This window comes from Arthrobacter oryzae (genome assembly GCF_030718995.1).
GTDB classification, from domain to species: domain Bacteria; phylum Actinomycetota; class Actinomycetes; order Actinomycetales; family Micrococcaceae; genus Arthrobacter; species Arthrobacter oryzae_C.
The window spans coordinates 34,325-52,364 of sequence record NZ_CP132204.1 but is presented as its reverse complement, the minus strand read 5'-3'; the positions used below and the strand labels follow the sequence as shown (position 1 = coordinate 52,364).

Here is an 18,040-nt window from a genome sequence, read left to right as displayed (position 1 = left end):
ATGTCGATCGAGTTCTCCAAGAAGCTGACCGCGCACGAAACCCCGATTCCCGGCGTCGTCCTTTATGACCTGCCGGTCCACGGTGACAACCGTGGCTGGTTCAAGGAAAACTGGCAGCGGGAGAAAATGGTGGCACTCGGGCTGCCGGACTTCCGCCCGGTGCAGAACAACATCTCGTTCAACGAAAAAGCCGGCACCACCCGCGGCATCCACGCGGAGCCGTGGGACAAGTTCATCTCGGTGGCGAGCGGCCGGATCTTCGGCGCCTGGGTTGACCTGCGCGAGGGCCCGTCCTTCGGCGCCGTGTTCACCGCGGAACTGGACCCCAGCCAGGCAATCTTCATTCCCCGCGGTGTGGGCAATGCCTTCCAGACCCTGGAGGACAACACGGCCTACACCTACCTCGTCAACGACCACTGGTCCGCGGACGCCCAGGGCCAGTACACCTTCCTGAACCTCGCCGACGAAACCGCCGCCATCTCCTGGCCCGTCCCGCTGGACGAAGCCGAGCTCTCCGACAAGGACAAGGCCCACCCCCGCCTCGCGGACGTCGTGCCCATGCCGGCGAAGAAAATCCTCGTGGTCGGCGCCGACGGCCAGCTCGGCAAGGCACTGCGGGAACTGTACGACGGCGACGCAACCGTTGAGTTCGCCGGCCGCGCCGGCTTCGACCTCGCCAGCGAAACCGCCTTCACGGAGCGCAACTGGAAGAACTACTCGACGATCGTCAACGCCGCGGCCTACACCGCCGTCGACACAGCGGAAACCGCGGAAGGCCGGGCAGCGGCCTGGGCCGTGAACGTCGCCGCCGTCTCACGGCTGGCCCGCACCGCCGTCGAACATGACCTCACCCTGGTGCACGTGTCCTCGGACTACGTCTTTGACGGCGTCCGCGAGAGCCACGACGAGACTGAACCGTTCACCCCGCTGGGTGTGTACGGCCAGACCAAGGCAGCCGGCGACGCCGTTGTCAGCGTGGTTCCCCGCCACTACATCGTGCGGACCAGCTGGGTCATCGGTGAAGGCAACAACTTCGTCCGCACCATGGCGTCCCTCGCCGGCCGCGGCATCGAACCGTCCGTGGTCAACGACCAGATCGGCCGGCTCAGCTTCACCGGAGACATCGCGGCCGGGATCCGGCACCTCCTGGAGTCCGGCGCCGCCTACGGCACGTACAACCTGAGCAACGACGGCGAACCGCAGTCCTGGGCCGACATCGCCGCGGACGTGTACGAGCTCTCCGGAAAGCCTCGGACCGCCGTCACCGGCGTCAGCACCGAAGAATACTTCAAAGGCAAGCCTGCCGCCCCCCGCCCCCTGAACAGCGTCCTGGACCTGGCTAAAATACGGTCAACAGGCTTTGAGCCTGCCAGCGCGCAGAGCAGGCTGAAAGAGTACTTGAGCTAGCCGGGCGCGGCCGGCGCGGCCGGGACCGGGCCGGAACTGTCGTGTTCCGGGCGGTCGCGCCGGCGCCGGACCCCGGCGCCGGTGCCAAGCCGGAGGCACGCCATATGCAACAATTGACTGGTGAGTCGCACCTGGATCGTCATCCCCATGTACAACGAGGCTACTGTCGTAGGTTCGGTCATCGAGGGTCTGCGGAAGCAGTTCCCCTACGTCGTTTGCGTTGATGACGGCAGCACCGACGGGTCGCAGGAGAAGGCCCGGGCAGCCGGCGCGGTCGTTGTCCAGCACCCCATCAACCTGGGCCAGGGTGCAGCCCTGCAGACCGGCATCGAGTTTGCCCTGCAGGATCCGGAACTGGAATGCATCGTAACGTTCGACGCCGACGGCCAGCACCGGGTTGACGACGCGAAGGCCATGGTGGAACGGGTTAAATCGGGGGAGGCCGAAATCATCCTCGGTTCCCGCTTCCTGGACGACCGCACCAAACTTTCACCCGCGAAGCGGCTCGTTCTCAAAACGGCTGCCATTCAGTCCAGGCTTGCCACGGGGATGAACCTGACGGATGCGCACAACGGGCTGCGCGCCTTCAACCCCCGCGTTGCCTCCAACATCCACCTCACCCAGAACCGGATGGCCCACGCTTCCGAGTTGGTGAACCAGCTGGCGAGGCTCAAGCCGAAGTATGCGGAGCACCCCGTGGAAATCATCTACACGGACTATTCCAAGTCCAAGGGACAGTCCCTGCTGAACTCGGTCAACATCGTGGCCGAACTGTTCTTCAAATAGCCCCTGTTTTTCAACAAGCCAAGGTGTCGGATTGCTAATCATTGTCCAAATTGTCCTCGTCGCTGCCGTCATGGTGGTTTCGCTCGCCCTGATGCGCGGCGGTTCCAACGCCCGGCACCTGGCGGTACGCCGCATCCTGCTGATGATCTTCGCAGTCGTGGCGGCGCTCTCGGTGTTCTTTCCCGAGGCCCTTACCCGGGTTGCGGGGTTCCTTGGCATCGGACGAGGAACCGACCTGGTGCTCTACGGCGCAGTGGTGTCCCTGTTCGTCTTCATGGCAACGACCTACCAGCGCTTCCGCCACGCAGAGAACGCGCTCACCAAGCTCTCGCGGCGCATCGCAATTGATGAAGCCGAGAAACCAGGGCAGCTGAGCTAGTGGAGGAGACCTCCGCTACATCGCCAGACACGCGAACGCCTTCCGTCGCTTCCGGCGCCACTGGCCGGGCCGGGCAGCCGGTTTCCGGACCGCGGTGGGGCAAGGCGCTGGACCCGCGCAACAACAGCATGAACATGATCCGGCTGGGCCTGGCTGCCTTGGTGCTCTTTGCCCACAGCTTTTACCTGGCTGGAGCAGGGGAGGGGCCCCATTTTCGCGGTGAAAACCTGGGCGGCTGGGCCGTAGCGGGCTTCTTTGCCCTCAGCGGTTACCTCATCACAGGCAGCCGCTTTACCAACGGCCTTGGCGAGTACCTTGTACACCGCGTCGCCAGGATTTATCCCGCATTCCTGGCGTGCCTCGCCGTCACGGTCCTGGTGTTCGCTCCGCTCGGATTTCTCCGCCAGAACGGCACATTGACCGGTTACTGGACCACGGAAACCACGCCGCTCCGGTTCGTCTTTTCCAATCTGTTCCTGGAGATGAAGAACTACGATGTGGCCTTCACCCCGGCGACCGTTCCCTTTGCCGGCTCGTGGAACGGGTCTCTCTGGAGCCTCTATTACGAGTTCCTGTGCTATTTGATCATCGCGGCAATCGGTGGGCTGGCCTGGGTCCGCCGCTCACCGGTGCCGCTCGCGCTGGCATTCGGGGCAAGCGTCGCAGTCTACGCGAACCTGCCGTCCATCATGCCCCTGCTGCAGGACACCGATTTCTCCCTGCTGGCTAAGTTGCTTCCGTTCTTCCTCGGCGGAGCCCTGGTTCAGTCGGTGTCCAAGTGGATAGGGCTCCACTGGGCCGCCGGCATCGGGTCCCTTGCGGCCGCTGCCCTTTGCATTTTCGCTGTCCCGGTGTGGGGAGGCCAGCTTGCCGGGCCGTTCATTGCCTATGGCTTGCTGTGGGTATCATCAGTGCTGCCCTCGCCGAAGCTGATCCGTGTCCATGATGTCTCCTACGGGTTCTACATTTACGCCTGGCCCGTGCAGCAGCTCCTGGCGCTCTACGGTGTCCATAACCGGGGCATGGCAGTTTACATCCTGGCCTCCGCCGCAGGCACCCTGGTCCTGGCTACGCTCAGCTGGCTGCTGGTGGAGCGGCCCGTCATGCGCGCGGTCCGGCGGCGGCGGAAGGCTTCGACGCCGTCTGCAGTTCCCCCAGCGGCGCCCGCCGAAACGGCGAAGGAACCTGTTTCTGTGCCCGCTGAAACCCCGGCGGAAGCCGGGATCACCACCGCCGGACGGCGCTAGCGCGACAGTGCCGTGACTTCGGTATAGGACGTACCGCGTGCAAAGACAAAACAAAAAATGAGGGCCTTCGGTCTGTTGGGTGAGTGTCATCACCCAACAGACCGGAGGCCCTCGTTTATCGCCCTATTAATCGTTGGCGGGCCGTACGCCTAGAGATTGGCTTCTGCCGGCAAACGGCCGTCGATCCATTCCGCAAGCCGTGCAATGCCCGCTTCAAGATCGTAGCGGGGTTCCCACGGCAGTGCGGCCTTGGCCGGCTCCACATCGGCCCATGCATGCCGGACGTCACCCTGGCGGAACTGGCCCGTGACGTGCGGCTCCGGGGCTCCGTAATGGCGGCTGATGATTTCCGCGGCTGTCCGGATGGTCTGGAATTCTCCTGAGCCGATGTCGAGGGCACCATCATGTGCCTCCGCAGCGACAGCAGCTGCCACAACAGCGGCGGCGACGTCGTCGATCAATACGAAATCGCGGCGCACCTCGCCGTCCTCGTACAGGGGGATGGACTTCCCGGCTTTGGCCATCCGGCAGAAGAGGGACATGATGCCCGTGTACGGGTTGATGAGGGACTGGCCGGGGCCGTAGACGTTCTGCAGGCGCAGTACGGCGGCTTCGACCCCGTAGGACTTGGCCCAGGACTCGAGGATGTTCTCCTGCGCGAGCTTCGTGGAGCCGTACACGCTGACCGGAGCCGGAGCCACGACCGCAGCGGACATGGCCACAGGCTGGGCGGCAGGAAAGTCCCACTGTGCGCGTGACAGGATCTCATTTGACCGCTGGCCGGGATAGAAGAGGGAGCCGTCCGCATCCGACTTCCAGGCACCTTCGCCATATACAGCCCGGCTGCTGGTGAGGACAATGCGGCGCGGCAGTTTGCCGCTTCGGTTCAAGCCGTCCAGCAGCTGCGTGGTGCCCACGACGTTGGCCATGGCGTGGCGCGTGGATTCCTCCAGCGATTGTCCGGTTCCGGTCTCGGCGGCAAGGTGGATTACGACGTCGGGCGCGACGTCCGGGAGTACGTCGTCCCAGGTTTGTGCCTCAGTAATATCGCGAACGATGAGCTCGACAGCGGGATCGAGTTCCTCCGGCCGTGACTGGGAGGCGTGGATCTGCGGGTGCAGGCTGTCCACAGCTACCACTCGGTCGAACGCCGCAACCAGGGCCGGGGAGATGGCGCATCCGATGAACCCGGCGCCTCCCGTGACGAGGACAGTACCTCGTTTGGCAGGGGACGTTGTTGATGACGTTGAGGAGGTCACTAGTGGGGCCTTTCTGGGGCGGACATCTGCAAGGTCCAGTTTCTCATAGGACTGGCGGGGTTCAGTGACCGAAGGCGTGCCTGAAGGTGGCCTTGACGGCTTTCGGATTGCGGGAGAGCAGGGCGCCGGGCATCAGCGTGACGGCGTGCAGGCGCGAGGTCCAGCGGACGCGGGCTGCCACCGCGGCCTTCTTCCAGCCCTTGGCCCGGCAGAGGTCCTCCGCAATTTGCGCGTACTCCCGGTCGCCGGCGAAACGGGTTCCATCGGTCAACGTCGCAGCCGAGGCACTTGCGGAGTGCCGGCGGTAGGAGAACGCCAGTGTCGGGACGTGAACCAGCGATCCGCCCTGCAGCACAATGTCCATGACCAGTGCCAGATCCTGCACGATGGGCAGGCCGTCGCGGAAGCTGACCTTGCGGATTGCGTCGGTCCGGAAAGCGAGAGAAGGCCAGTACAGCCAGTTGCCGCCCAAGAGGCTGACCGCGAGGGATTCCCCGGCCAGGACTGTTGTGGCGTTGGTTTTGGGTCCCACGAACTTCCGCTTAACGGAGTCCGCGAGCGACCGGACAACCCGCCCTGTTTCATCGATGACCTGGACTCCGGGCTGAATCACGGAGGCGTCCGGGAAATCGCGGTGGGCCTGCAGCACGACGTCAACGTAGTTGGGCAGCAGTACATCATCGCAGCCCAGGATCACCATGAGGTCCTGGGTGGCCTGGGAAACGCAGGTGCGGTAGTTCTCGGTAATGCCCTTGTTGGATTCGTTCCGCTGGTAGGAGACCCGTTCATCCTCAATGGTCGCGAAGTATTCCTTGACGGAGGGGTCGGGGTAGCAATCATCGATGACGGTAAGTACCCAGTCTCCGTTGGTCTGTGCAAAGACGCTCTCAACGGTTTCCTTCAGCAGCGCAGGATCGCCCCAGTACGGTACAAAAATATCGAGCGGCATTTTCCAACTTCCACGGGTTGTCGTAGCTCATCTGAGCTCGTTCACGGGTGCCGGGGCGGCGGCTTCAATTGAGTGCCTGTCCGTGTCCGACACTAATATGTTGCCATGACCTCCCACGTTATCCGGCAATTGACCCCTGCAGCCCCGGCCTTCAACGGATGACTCACACGGAAGGGCGGGCACCGCAGAAGTCGACTATTGCTGCGCGCCAGGCGGCTTCCGTCGGGTTGGCGTCAATCGCCTCTGCGGCTGCCGGGTACCTGGTCATCTGGTTTGTGCCACGGGTCCTGAGCAAGGCCGACAACGCCGAGTTCCTGGCCTTTTGGTCCGCACTCTTTCTGATGTTCGGTATTCTCGGCGGCCTGCAAACGGAGATCATTCGGTACGTAACCGCCTCGGGGACCGACTCCGCCGCCCATTCCCGCGGCGGCACTGGGCGGCGCCGGACCGTTCCTTTGTTCGCGGTGGTCTTCGGAATCGCCGCCGGGGTCGCAATTGTCCTGGCAGTGACGTCGCTACTGTGGGGACGCGCGGTGCTCGGGCCGCACTGGGCGGTGCTGGTTCTTGTCCTCGCCGGTGCCTGCGTGGCTTTCTCGGTCCATGCCGCACTGGCAGGCGTCCTCAGCGGCCGGCACCTCTGGGGAAGTTTTTCGGCGCTGGTCGCCGCCGAGTCCGTCTTCCGTCTGGTCCTCGTGCTCGCTGTCGGCCTGCTGGCGGGATCTACAGCCGGGGTGGCGGCCGCGGCGGCGGCAGGGGCCCTCGCCTGGGCGCTGATGGCAGTCTTCAGCCCTCAGCTCCGGTCAGCGTTCAGCATGCCGCTGGCCGTCCCCGTCAGGGACTTTGCGCGGAAAGTGGGCCACGCCAGCATATCGACTGCTGCCAGCGCATCGCTCGTTGTCGGCTTCCCGATCCTTTACAGGATTACGACTCCCGCGGACGTCTATCTGGCGTCGGCTCCGCTGCTTCTTGCGATTCTGCTGACCAGGGCGCCGCTGATGGTTCCGCTCGGAACGTTCCAGAGCGTCGCAATCGCCCATTTCGTCCGTCACCGGGACCGGGGGCTTGGTGCATTGCGGCCGGTCGCCCTCGCCATTGCCGGCGTCGCCCTGGTGGGTGCCTTGGCGGCGTACTTCCTGGGACCCTGGCTAATGGTCCTGCTGTTCGGTCCGGAGTACCACGTCGCGGCGTGGGTCCTCGCCGGATTGACTGCCGCCGCCTCTGTGCTGGCTCTTCTGACACTCACCGGCGGTATGTGCGTAGCACTCAACCGCCACAGGGTGTCTTCTGTCGGCTGGGTGAGCGCAGGGGCCCTGACCCTGCTGGTCCTGCTGCTGCCATTGGACGCCGACCTCCGTGCCGTCCTGTCCCTGCTGACGGGCCCGCTGCTGGGCGTGTGCATCCACACCGTGGCGTTGTCACGCCGCACTGCTGTGCCACAGGCGTAGGAGCTCACAGAGTCCTACGCCTGTGGAAACCGCGGAACCGCGAACTCAATAGCGGGTAATGGCGTAACCCGCCGTTGCACTCCACTTGATTGAGCCGCCCTTGAAGTACTGCACGCAAACATCCGCGGTGCAGGTTTCGGTGCTGGTGGGGAATCCGAAGAAGCCTTGCTGGGCTCCGTTCGCCCGCCATACGCCGCCGATGCCGCTGTTGTAGACAGCGCCCATGCCCACGCCCGACGCCCAGAGGATCTCGCCGCCAGCGAACAACTGGGTGCACGAGGTTGCTGCGCAAGTTTCCGTCGTCGTGGGGAACCCGAGACGGCCCGATTCGGACCCAAGTGAGCGCCACAACGATCCGATGCCACCGGAGTACACAGCGGCAGTACCGGTGGTGGCGGACCAGAGAATGTCTCCGCCGGCGAAACTCTGGCGGCAGGAGCTGACCAGGCAGGTTTCGTTGCTGACGGGGTAGCCCAGCCGTGCGTTCTCGGCTCCGAGGGTCCGCCAGAGGCCGCCGATGCTGCCGTTGTATACGGCCCACTGTCCGGTGGCGGGTGTCCAGTAGATGGTGCCGCCGCGGAAGGACTGCTTGCAGGTGCTGCCGGCGCAGGATTCATCGGTGACAGGGTAGCTCAGGCGGGCGTTCTCGCTGCCCATGGCTGCCCACAAGGACCCGATACCCGTACCGCGGAGCACTCCGAATGCAGGGGCGGTAGCGGTGGGGTCCTTGAGGATCCGGCCCGCCTCGAAGTCCTGGAAGCACTCCTTTCCGTCACAGAAGTTGGTGTCGCTGATGGGACTGCCGAAGCGCCCCTTCTCGGCTTGGAGCGCGGTCCATTTCTTGGCGATTTCACCGTCGACGATGGTCCGCGTCCCGGACTCCGGGGTCCAGAAGATCTGGCCGTTGACGAAAAGCTGGCGGCAGACTGAGCCCTCGCAGCTTTCGGCTGACCGGGGCGCCCCGACCAGGCCGGAGAGTCCGCCGTCGGCCTGCCATTTGCTTCCAATGGACGTGCGCCAGACCGGAACCGCGCCGGTGGCGCCGGTCCAGACCATCGTTCCGCCCTGGAAGCTCTGGACGCATGAGGTGTCGGTGCACGTTTTGTTGTTGGTGGGGTAGCCGAGCCGGCTGGTTTCGCCGCCCAGGGCCTCCCAGGCCGTTGCAATGTCTCCGGAGGTGAGCGCCCAGGAGCCCGTTAAGGCTGTCCACAGGATCTTTCCACCTTGGAACGTCTGGCTGCAGGCGGAGGCGGAACAGGTCTCGGAGGCTGTGGGGTAGCCCAGTGTTCCGGAGGTGCCACCCATGGCCCGCCATCGTGCGCCGATTCCGCCGTTGAAGACCGCTGCGGCGTTCGTTGACGTCGACCAGTACACTTCGCCGCCAACGAAGGCCTGCGAACAGGCTGTTGCCGAACAGGTTTCATCCGTCTTCGGGTACCCAAGGCGACCGTCCACTCCGCCCCAGCCACGCCACGTGCCGCCGATGGAGCTGAAATAGACGGCCTTCGCCCCGGTGTTCGGATGCCAGATAATCTGGCCGCCGGCATACTGGCGGTAGCACCCGCCGGCTGGCAGGCCGCAGTACAGCGGAAGCGTCTGGACTCCCAGCCGGCTGGACGCGCCGCCCATCGAGTTGTACTTGTTGAGGACAGGATCGAAGCCGGTTGCGAGTGCCTGGAGTTCGGCGTAGCTGCCGCTGAAGACATTTGAATCGCCGGCGAACGGGCCTAGGCTGCTGTACTGCCAGATATCGTATTTGGTCCAACCGGCCGGCAGCACGCCAGGTGAGACGGTGCGGTATGACGCGATGTGGAGCGGCTGGTTCTTGAACGCCGGGCTGTTCCCCGTGCATTGGGTCCACCAGTCGGTGGTGGTGTAGATCGCGGGATAGCGGCCTGTCCGGGTATACAGGGTGTTGGAGAAGTCTGCAATCCAGGAAACCATCTGGCTTTGCGACATGTTGTAGCAGGTGTTGCCGAGTTCGGGGTACGGGTTGTATTCAATATCCAGCAGGGGCGGCAGGGTGGTTCCGTCGCCGCTCCAGGCACCGCCGTTGGCGGCGAAATAATGTGCCTGCGCGGCGCCGGACGAAACATTCGGGATCGCGAAGTGGTAAGCGCCCCGGATCATTCCGACGCTACGGGATCCGTTGTACTGGCTGGCAAAGTAGGGGTTGAGATAGCTGAGGGCTTCTGACGCCTTGGCGTAGGCGAACAGCGCACCCATGTTGCGCTGCTCCTGCCAGTTCACGTTTCCCTGATGGCTGCTGACGTCGAGTCCCTGGATGCCGGGCGGCATGTAGGTGGCCTCGGTTGAGGTCCCGCTTGACTCGGTGGTTGCCCTGATGCCCAGCTTCTGCTCGAGCCCCTGGCCCATGTGCGCGCCATGGGCCCCCTGGGCGGCTTTGAGCTTGGCCAGCATCTCCGCGTCGATGGTTGATCCCGGCGGAACGGTCTCGCTGGTGGTCGGCGCCGGGGACGGCACTGTTGCCTGGGTCGATGCCGGGGCCGGAGCGGACGCCGTCGGGCTTGGTGCGGCAGTGGCCGTCGGCGGGGTTGCCGGGGAGTCAGTAGCCGGTGTGGCGTCAGCCGTCTGAACCGGAGTGGACACCGGCGCCGGTAGGGCTTGCTCGTCCGCGGCTGCAGGCAGTGCGGGGGCGAAAGAACTGCAAACCAGGGCTGAGGTTAAAACGGCCGCCGCCAGCATCCGGCCGCCGAAGGAGGTGGACGCGCCTGTTCGTGCGCTGGTGAATTTGCTAAGACTCATGTTCTGCTCCGGCCGGCAACGCGCAGATCCCCCACACATCGCAAAATTAGAAACCTATTGGTTTGTCATTTCGGACGGTGGCGACAGCTCAGCCGTTCCAGATCATCTTCATGACCCGGCTAATGTAGCACCAATGTTACAGATGTAACCAGAGTGCTTACTGTTACCAGTGTGAACTGGAGCTCAGGTTATTCGCCGGCGAGGAGTGCCTGGTCGTGCCGCACCATGGCAGTCACCAGTGCATCGAAATCCACGGACGGCCGCCAGCCCAGCCTGGATGAAATCTTGGCGATGTCGCCTCGCATCTCGGCAGCGTCGGTGGGCCGTGCCAGGGAGTCGTCAACGTCCACGACTGCGCGCCAGTCATCGATGCCGGCAGCCTTGAACGCGGCCTCCACGAAGTCCTGAACGGAGTGGGAGACGCCGGTGGCGACCACGAAGTCGTCCGGTTCCGCTGCGTGGATGATCCTGTCCATGGCGTCTACGAAGTCAGGAGCCCAGCCCCAGTCCCTGATGGCGTTCAGGTTGCCCAGTGAAAGCTTGTCCAGCTTGCCCGCGGCGATGGCAGCCGCTCCGGACGTGATCTTGCGGGTTACGAATTTGGCCGGCCGCCGGACGGACTCGTGGTTATAGAGAATCGCGGAGGATGCAAACATCCCCCGACCCCTATAGACGCTGACGGCGTGATGAGCCAGAGCTTTGGCGGCGCCATACGGGGAAATGGGCCGGATCGGGGTGGACTCGCTCTGCGGCGCAGACTCTGCCTCGCCGAACAGTTCAGCGCTGGAAGCCTGGAGGAAACGGATCTCCTTGCCCGTGGCTTGCTGCAACTGCCAGGTGGTTTCCAGCATGGCGACAACAGACGCGCCCGAGATGAGTGCCGTGTCGTAAGGGTGCTGCCACGACTGGTACACCGAACTGATCCCGCCGAGGTTGAAGACCAGGTCGGGTTTGATCGACTCCAGAATCGAGCCCACCTCGTCAGGGCGGGAAAGATCGCCGACGTGGTACTCCACCCCTTCCACGGAGGTTTCCCCCTCGCCATGCGCTCCCGGCAGCAGTTCATGGCGGATGAGGCCATGGACTTGCCAGCCACGGGAGAGCAGGGATTCGGCCAGGTAGGACCCGTCCTGGCCCGTTACCCCGGTAAGGAAAGCGGTGCCGACGGGAACAGATCCCGCCTCGCTGAGCGGGTTCACCGCATCAGGGCAGACTGCTCGGCGATGTCGTTCTCAACCATCATCTTGACGAGTTCGTTAAAGGAGACCTTGGGCTTCCAGCCGAGCTTGTCCTGGGCCTTGGACGCGTCGCCGATCAGCAGATCGACTTCGGCGGGACGCATGAACTTGGGGTCCTGCCGGACGTACTGCTTCCAGTTGTCCAGCCCCGCAGCGTCAAAGGCAGCCTGGAGCAGTTCTTCAATGGAGTGTGTTTCGCCGGTGGAGATGACGTAGTCGTCAGCTTCGGGCTGCTGCAGCATCAGCCACATGGCTTCCACGTAGTCTCCTGCGAAGCCCCAGTCGCGCTTGGCGTCCAGGTTGCCAAGGACGATTTCGTCCTGGAGCCCGAGCTTGATCCGTGCGACCGCCATGGAAACCTTGCGGGTGACAAATTCAGGCCCGCGGCGCGGCGACTCGTGGTTGAAGAGAATTCCGCTGGAAGCGTGCATCCCGTAGGACTCGCGGTAATTGATCGTCATGTAGTGGCCGAAGACCTTGGCCACACCGTAGGGGGACCGGGGCCACAGGAGGGTCTCCTCGGTCTGGGGCACCTGCTGAACCTTGCCGAACATCTCGGACGAGGACGCCTGGTAGAAGCGCACCTTGGAGATGTCGTCCCCTGCATACAGGCGGGTCGCCTCGAGCATGTTCAGGACGCCCTTGCCGGTGACGTCTGAGGTCAGCGAGGCATTCTCCCAGGAGTAGGCCACGAAGGAAATTGCCCCAAGGTTGTAGACCTCGTCCGGCTGGGCAACGCCGAGCACCCGGACAAGCGAAGAGACATCCGTCAGGTCGCCGGTGAGCAATTTGACGCCCGGAACGGTCTGGCGGACCAGGTCGTGCTTGGGGTTGTTCTGTCCCCGGATGAGGCCGAACACCTCGTACCCCTTCGAGAGAAGGAGCTCTGCGAGATACAGGCCGTCCTGGCCAGTGATTCCGGTGATTAGCGCACGGGGCATGGGAAGAGGTCCTTACAGATTGTTTGCGGGGCTACTGCAACTATATATGGGAGGGAGCCTTGGCTCCGAGGCGGAGTATGGCGCCGCTCAAACGGTACTCGCAGCTGTGTCGCGCTGATTCAGCGCATAGCGGTACGCCTCCACGTGCACTGCGGCGCAGTGTTCCCACGTGAACTTGCGGACCTGTTCCAGGCCGAGCCGCTGGAGTTCGTCGGTCCTGGCGATGGCGTTCCGGATGGCCGCAGCGATCGCGGCGGGGTCCTGCGGATCGAACAATTCGGCGGCATCTCCCACAATTTCAGGAAGCGAACCAGCGGTGGAACTTGCCACGGGGCAGCCCGAAGCCATTGCCTCCAGGGGCGGAAGCCCGAATCCCTCGTAGAGGCTGGGAAAGACCATGCATGCGGCGTTGCGGTACAGTTCCCTGAGCTCGGCGAGCGGGACCAGGCCACGGACTTCCACGTTGGCGGGAACGTCGGTCAGGTCGTCGAGCGCCCCTCCCGTGAGGATGAGGCGCAGCTCCGGGTTAGTAGCCTGAAGCAATCTCATGGCTTCGAACAGTTTGGCGTGGTTCTTGTGCTTCCAGCCCCTGGCGGGATACATGATGAAGCTATCGCGAGGTCCCACATTGGGTGTGAACTCCTCGGCATTGACGCCCAGATGGGCCGTGAAGATCTTCTCCGGTGCGATGCCTAGATGGTTTACGATGCTCTGCTTGGCAAAATCGCTGATGGTCACGATCGCGTCCGCGTCGCGTGCGGCTTTCTCGTAAAAGACCTTGCGGTAGAGCTTGTCAGCGGTGCCGAACAGCTCGGGGAGGTCGAGATGCTGAACGTCCAGCAGTGTCTGGACAAACGGAGTGCCTTTTGGCGGCTTCGGCAGCGGAACCGTGAACGGGACGTGGAAGACGTCCATCGGTCGCATCCTGCGGAGGATCGAGCCCCTCATTGCCAGGCCCTTGGCCAAGGTGGCCAAACGGGCAACGGTGGAGCCGCCGCCTGCCAGCCCGGGAATCACCACTTCATCCGCCCCTTCGCTGAAGCCGCGCCCGGATTCGTTGACGTAGCAGGTGGGGTTAACTGCCGGCGAAGCACCGAGTTGGCGGACCAATTCGCGTGCGTAGGTTTCGCTGCCCCCCATTCCGCCCGGGACAAGGGTGAGCATGGAAACGCCCACGTTCAACGGGACTGAGTGGCCGGTTTGGTGGGCAGGCGAAGTGCCGGGCTCGGGGGTCGTCATGCTGAACATACTAACGTTTGAGCCGGAGCCGGGACTTCTGCTGTGCTGACCCCGCCGCCGGATCTGACTGATTCCTGGCGGGCGCCGCGTGACGTCCGGCGGCGGTCCGGCTGTGACCTACCATCGACCCCGCCCTAGACTAGAGGCCATGAAGGTATTGGTCACCGGCGGCGCCGGATACATCGGATCCCACACGACGCTTTGTTTGCTCGAAGCAGGGCACGAGGTGGTCGTCCTCGACAATCTGATGAACTCCAACCCCGAGTCACTCCGCAGGGTGGAGAAGCTGAGCGGAAAGACAGTTGATTTCCGCGAGGTTGATCTGCTCGATGCCGCCTCGGTGGACCGCCTCTTCGAGGAGGTCACCTTCGACGCCGTGATCCACTTCGCCGGCCTCAAGGCCGTTGGGGAATCGGTCGCTAAACCACTCTGGTATTACAAGAACAACGTGGTGGGCACGCTCAATCTTTTGCACAGCATGGAGCGCGCCGGTGTCCGGCGGCTCGTCTTCAGCTCCTCGGCCACGGTCTACGGGGCGTCCGAGGAAGTACCCCTGATCGAGAAGGCGCCGCTGGACGCCACCAATCCCTACGGCCGGACCAAGGAACAGATCGAGGACATTCTCTCGGACCTCGGTGCGGCAGACCCAAGCTGGAGCATAGCCCTTCTCCGCTACTTCAATCCCGTCGGTGCCCACGAATCGGGTCTGATCGGGGAGGACCCGCGCGGCATACCCAATAACTTGCTGCCCTTCGTGGCCCAGGTTGCGGTGGGGCGACGCGACAAGGTCATGGTCTTCGGCGATGACTATCCGACGGCTGATGGCACCGGCGTCCGTGACTACATCCACGTGATGGACCTCGCGGCCGGCCACCTTGCCGCGCTGGGCTACCTGCAGGAAAAGGCCGGCGTCTACCGCTGGAACCTTGGCACCGGCCGCGGTTCGTCCGTACTTGAAGTCATCGAAGCCTTCAGCCACGCGGCCGGAGTGCCCGTACCCTATGAGTTCGCACCCCGGAGGCCCGGGGACGCAGCCGTCAGCTACTCCGACCCTTCCGCGGCGCTGGCGGATCTGGGCTGGTCAGCGCGGCGGAACCTGGCCACCATGTGCAAAGACCACTGGCGCTGGCAAAGCAGCAACCCGTCAGGCTACGAAGAACCAGTGTGATGTAGCGCCACGTTGTCAGGGCCCCGTTCCGGGGTTATCCACAGTTTTATCCGTGTGACTTGGCCGACATGTGTATGCTCCCTTAGCTTTAACGCAGTTGTACTGCCTCAGCCGGGGGCGGCAGTCGTATTGGGGAACTCATGGATGCTGTTCGAATCGTGGAGGACGAGGTCCGCGAACTGATCCGACGCCGCGGCCTGGACCCGCTGCGGCAGGCCGGAGAGGTCAGGCGCCTCGTGGAGGCCGCGGTCAGCGATTACGACGAACGCGCACTGATGGGGCCACTTCCTCCGATCGGCCCGCTGGAGTCCGCCCGCCGCCACGTTTACGACGCCGTAGCCGGATTCGGTGCGCTGCAGCCCTTGCTGGACGACCACACCATCGAGGAAATTTGGCTCAACGCACCCAACGAAATATATGTGGCACGGAACGGCGAATCTGAACTCACGTCCCTGAGTCTCACGGATCAGCAGGTTCGGGACCTCGTGGAACGCATGCTGAAAAGTTCGGGCCGCCGCCTGGATATGTCTTCGCCGTTCGTAGACGCAGCCCTCCCGGACGGGTCCCGGCTCCACGTGGTTATTCCCGACGTCACGCGGCGCCACTGGGCGGTTAACATCCGAAAGTTTGTGGTCAAGGCAAGCCGGCTCGAACACCTGGTGGAACTCGGGACACTTACTCCGCAGGCAGCCCGGTTCCTAGGCGCCGCAGTGGCCAGCGGACTCAATATCCTGGTTTCGGGGGCCACCCAGGCCGGCAAGACCACGATGCTGAACTGCCTGGCAGCCAGTATTGGCGCACGCGAGCGCGTCATCACTGTGGAGGAAATCTTTGAACTGCAATTCCCTTTGCGCGACGTTGTGGGACTGCAGTGCAGGCAGCCGAACCTGGAGGGCGAAGGTGAGATACCGCTGCGAAGGCTTGTCAAGGAAGCCCTCAGGATGCGGCCGGACCGCCTTGTGGTGGGCGAGGTCCGTGAGGCGGAAAGCCTGGACATGCTGATCGCGCTCAACTCGGGCCTTCCGGGTATGTGTACGGTTCATGCGAACTCGGCGCACGATGCCGTCACCAAGCTGTGCACCCTTCCGCTCCTGGCGGGTGACAATATCTCAAGTGCGTTCGTGGTGCCGACGGTCGCCTCATGCATCGATCTGGTGGTCCACTGCAGCCGGCAGGCCAGCGGCCGCCGGCAGGTGACGGAAATCCTCTCCCTCGGCAGGCGCGTCGAGAACGGCATCATCGAATCGTCCATGGTTTTCGCACTAGCTGACGGCCATCTGCAACCCAAAGCCAACTCCATGCCCGCCGTCGAGAAATTTGCCGCAGCGGGATTTGATGTTGCCGCCCTTCTGGAGGTCCGCTGATGGCACCCTTGCTGGGGGTTGTCCTTGGTACAGGCTTGTTCCTCATCTGGTGGTCGGCGTGGGAGCAGCCGCCGTCCGTCACGCGGCCACCGCGGTCCAGCCGGCTCCAGGACCTGTTGCGGGCGGCCGGGATTGAAAACGTCTCCGGCACCGGCCTCGTATCCACCTGCCTTGGTATGGCGGCGTTCGTCAGTATCGTCTTCTTTGCCGTGACCAGGTCCTGGCCCATCTCCGCCTGCTTTGGACTGTTTGGAGGCTGGCTCCCGATAGCTGTCGTCAGGTGGCGGGCACGCAAACGCACCGCAACGCTGCGTCAGTTGTGGCCTGACGTCGTTGATCACCTTCGTTCCGCGATCAGGGCCGGACTGTCGCTTCCCGAAGCGCTGATCCAGCTGGGCGAAAAAGGCCCCGAGGAGCTGCGGCACGTATTTCGCGATTTTGGCGCCGATTACCGCGCCGGCGGCCAGTTCGATCCAGCCCTCAACAGGCTGAAGGACCGGCTCGCAGATCCTGTCGCGGACCGGATTGTCGAAGCCCTCAGGCTTACCCGCGAGGTGGGTGGCTCCGACTTGGGCCGCCTGTTGGGAACCCTGGGCGAATTCTTGCGGGAAAGCGCGCGGACCAGGAGCGAGCTTGAAGCCCGGCAGTCGTGGACGGTGAATGCGGCCAGGCTCGCCGTGGCTGCGCCGTGGATTGTCATGGTACTGCTGTCAACCCGGCCCGAAGCAGTTGCCGCATACAACACCGCGATGGGTGCGGCCGTACTTCTGGGCGGGCTGGTGGTTTCGGCCATCTGCTACTCCGTCATGCTGCGGATCGGGGCACTTCCCGAGGACGAACGGGTGCTCAGGTGACGTCGCCTGGCGCCAGCGCAGTGATCTGCGGACTCCTCCTCGGCGCGGGCCTCTGGTTGCTGGTTGTACGGCTGCCGTTCATGCGGCCAATGAGCTTTACGGAACGCATTGAACCGCAGCTGAAGTCGCAGAACCTGGAGTCCAAGCTGCTGTTGGCGTCCACAGAGAACCTCACTCCGTTCGGGCCGCTGGAGCGCATACTGCGTCCGTTCCTGAGGGACGGACTGGCATTCCTTACGCGATTCAACACAGGGTCGACGGCGCTGAGCCGACGGCTGGCCCAGGCCGGGATCCGGAAGTCCGTCGTCGACTTCAGGGCCGAGCAACTGCTGTGGGCAGTTCTGGGATTCGTCATTGCCACGGGCCTGGTCCTGATCGGAGCCGCAAGGGGACAATTCAATCCGTTCCTCGCCGTCGTCGCAATTCTGGGTAGTGCCATTGGCGGATTCCTCTTCAGGGACTACTGGCTGGGCGCCCAGATCAAGAAGCGGGAAAAACGCATGATGGCCGAGTTCCCGAGCCTCGCCGAGCTCATGGCGCTCGCCGTGAGTGCGGGCGAGAGTGCCACCGGGGCACTCGACCGGGTCTGCCGCAGTTCGCGAGGCGAACTTGCCGGGGAGTTCGAGCTAGTGCTGGGTGAAACCCGTGCCGGAAAGCCACTTATCGACGCGTTGCAGCGATTTTCGTCGCGGACGGACCTGGGCCCGTTGGTGCGATTTGTTGACGGCATCATCGTGGCAGTGGAACGGGGAACACCACTGGCGGACGTCCTCAGGGCCCAGGCGCAGGACGTCCGCGATACGGCCAAGCGCGAGTTGATGGAATCGGCCGGAAAGAAAGAGATCGCCATGATGGTGCCGTTGGTTTTCGGCGTCCTTCCATTGACTGTCATCTTTGCAGTGTTCCCGGGCCTCGCCGCCATCAGCCTTGGACTATGACTGAATCCCAAACCACCCGGACTGCCGGGACAATCCAGCCCGAACCACAGAATGGAAGCC

At 63.8% G+C, this 18,040-nt stretch carries 16 protein-coding genes; 10 read left to right on the top strand and 6 right to left on the bottom strand.

Translation table 11 applies throughout. The features are described from left to right. The 4 genes from Q8Z05_RS00265 (at nucleotide 1) to Q8Z05_RS00250 (ending at nucleotide 3,819) form a co-directional block, all read left to right on the top strand. Nucleotides 1-1,407: a bifunctional dTDP-4-dehydrorhamnose 3,5-epimerase family protein/NAD(P)-dependent oxidoreductase gene (locus tag Q8Z05_RS00265; RefSeq protein WP_305941558.1), complete on the top strand. Its 1,407-nt coding sequence runs from the start codon at nucleotides 1-3 to the stop codon at nucleotides 1,405-1,407. Nucleotides 1,408-1,527: 120 nt separating this feature from the next. Next, the gene (locus tag Q8Z05_RS00260; protein ID WP_305941557.1) at nucleotides 1,528-2,193 is read left to right on the top strand and encodes a glycosyltransferase family 2 protein; all 666 of its coding nucleotides are present in this window, start codon (nucleotides 1,528-1,530) and stop codon (nucleotides 2,191-2,193) included. A 31-nt stretch (nucleotides 2,194-2,224) separates the two neighbouring features. After that, nucleotides 2,225-2,572, top strand: coding sequence for a DUF2304 domain-containing protein (locus Q8Z05_RS00255; RefSeq protein WP_214953084.1), 348 nt, complete (start codon nucleotides 2,225-2,227; stop codon nucleotides 2,570-2,572). Next, nucleotides 2,572-3,819 carry an acyltransferase family protein gene (locus Q8Z05_RS00250; RefSeq protein ID WP_305941556.1) on the top strand — a complete coding sequence of 416 codons (1,248 nt, stop codon included), beginning with the start codon at nucleotides 2,572-2,574 and terminating at the stop codon, nucleotides 3,817-3,819. The genes Q8Z05_RS00255 and Q8Z05_RS00250 overlap by 1 nt, the downstream gene beginning before the upstream one ends. Before the next feature lie 149 nt (nucleotides 3,820-3,968). On the opposite strand, the gene Q8Z05_RS00245 is transcribed toward Q8Z05_RS00250, so the two are convergent. Further along, nucleotides 3,969-5,078, bottom strand: coding sequence for an NAD-dependent epimerase/dehydratase family protein (locus Q8Z05_RS00245; RefSeq protein ID WP_305941555.1), 1,110 nt, complete (start codon nucleotides 5,076-5,078; stop codon nucleotides 3,969-3,971). 61 nt (nucleotides 5,079-5,139) lie between these two features. Next, a complete protein-coding gene (locus Q8Z05_RS00240; RefSeq protein WP_305941554.1) occupies nucleotides 5,140-6,027 on the bottom strand; it encodes a glycosyltransferase family 2 protein in 888 nt (295 codons plus the stop codon). Between the two features lie 158 nt (nucleotides 6,028-6,185). On the opposite strand from Q8Z05_RS00240, the gene Q8Z05_RS00235 reads away from it, so the two are divergent. After that, a complete protein-coding gene (locus tag Q8Z05_RS00235; protein WP_305941553.1) occupies nucleotides 6,186-7,472 on the top strand; it encodes a lipopolysaccharide biosynthesis protein in 1,287 nt (428 codons plus the stop codon). Nucleotides 7,473-7,517: 45 nt separating this feature from the next. On the opposite strand, the gene Q8Z05_RS00230 is transcribed toward Q8Z05_RS00235, so the two are convergent. Continuing rightward, nucleotides 7,518-9,893, bottom strand: coding sequence for a GH25 family lysozyme (locus Q8Z05_RS00230; protein ID WP_305941552.1), 2,376 nt, complete (start codon nucleotides 9,891-9,893; stop codon nucleotides 7,518-7,520). Here Q8Z05_RS00230 and Q8Z05_RS00225 point away from each other — a divergent pair. Continuing rightward, entirely contained in the window at nucleotides 9,883-10,068 is a 186-nt protein-coding gene (locus Q8Z05_RS00225) for a hypothetical protein (protein WP_305941551.1), read from the top strand. The two genes, Q8Z05_RS00230 and Q8Z05_RS00225, sit on opposite strands and share 11 nt — an antisense overlap. A gap of 358 nt (nucleotides 10,069-10,426) precedes the next feature. Here the strand turns inward: Q8Z05_RS00225 and Q8Z05_RS00220 are convergent, their stop codons facing one another. The 3 genes from Q8Z05_RS00220 to Q8Z05_RS00210 form a co-directional block, all read right to left on the bottom strand. Further along, the gene (locus Q8Z05_RS00220) at nucleotides 10,427-11,437 is read right to left on the bottom strand and encodes a GDP-mannose 4,6-dehydratase (protein ID WP_305941550.1); all 1,011 of its coding nucleotides are present in this window, start codon (nucleotides 11,435-11,437) and stop codon (nucleotides 10,427-10,429) included. Then, on the bottom strand, nucleotides 11,434-12,417 hold the full coding sequence (locus tag Q8Z05_RS00215; protein WP_305941549.1) for a GDP-mannose 4,6-dehydratase: 984 nt from the start codon (nucleotides 12,415-12,417) through the stop codon (nucleotides 11,434-11,436). The genes Q8Z05_RS00220 and Q8Z05_RS00215 overlap by 4 nt, the downstream gene beginning before the upstream one ends. Before the next feature lie 87 nt (nucleotides 12,418-12,504). After that, complete coding sequence (locus tag Q8Z05_RS00210; protein WP_305941548.1) at nucleotides 12,505-13,656, bottom strand: glycosyltransferase family 4 protein; 1,152 nt, start codon at nucleotides 13,654-13,656, stop codon at nucleotides 12,505-12,507. Nucleotides 13,657-13,804: 148 nt separating this feature from the next. Here Q8Z05_RS00210 and galE point away from each other — a divergent pair, with 148 nt between their 5' ends. From galE to Q8Z05_RS00190, 4 genes are all read left to right on the top strand, one after another. Continuing rightward, entirely contained in the window at nucleotides 13,805-14,824 is a 1,020-nt protein-coding gene (gene galE / locus Q8Z05_RS00205) for a UDP-glucose 4-epimerase GalE (protein WP_305941547.1), read from the top strand. A 140-nt stretch (nucleotides 14,825-14,964) separates the two neighbouring features. After that, the gene (locus tag Q8Z05_RS00200) at nucleotides 14,965-16,188 is read left to right on the top strand and encodes a CpaF family protein (protein ID WP_305941546.1); all 1,224 of its coding nucleotides are present in this window, start codon (nucleotides 14,965-14,967) and stop codon (nucleotides 16,186-16,188) included. Then, nucleotides 16,188-17,042 (top strand): type II secretion system F family protein, encoded by an 855-nt coding sequence (locus Q8Z05_RS00195; RefSeq protein ID WP_305941545.1) that lies wholly within the window; start codon nucleotides 16,188-16,190, stop codon nucleotides 17,040-17,042. The genes Q8Z05_RS00200 and Q8Z05_RS00195 overlap by 1 nt, the downstream gene beginning before the upstream one ends. Further along, nucleotides 17,039-17,980, top strand: coding sequence for a type II secretion system F family protein (locus tag Q8Z05_RS00190; protein ID WP_305941544.1), 942 nt, complete (start codon nucleotides 17,039-17,041; stop codon nucleotides 17,978-17,980). The genes Q8Z05_RS00195 and Q8Z05_RS00190 overlap by 4 nt, the downstream gene beginning before the upstream one ends. Nucleotides 17,981-18,040: the final 60 nt, after the last annotated feature.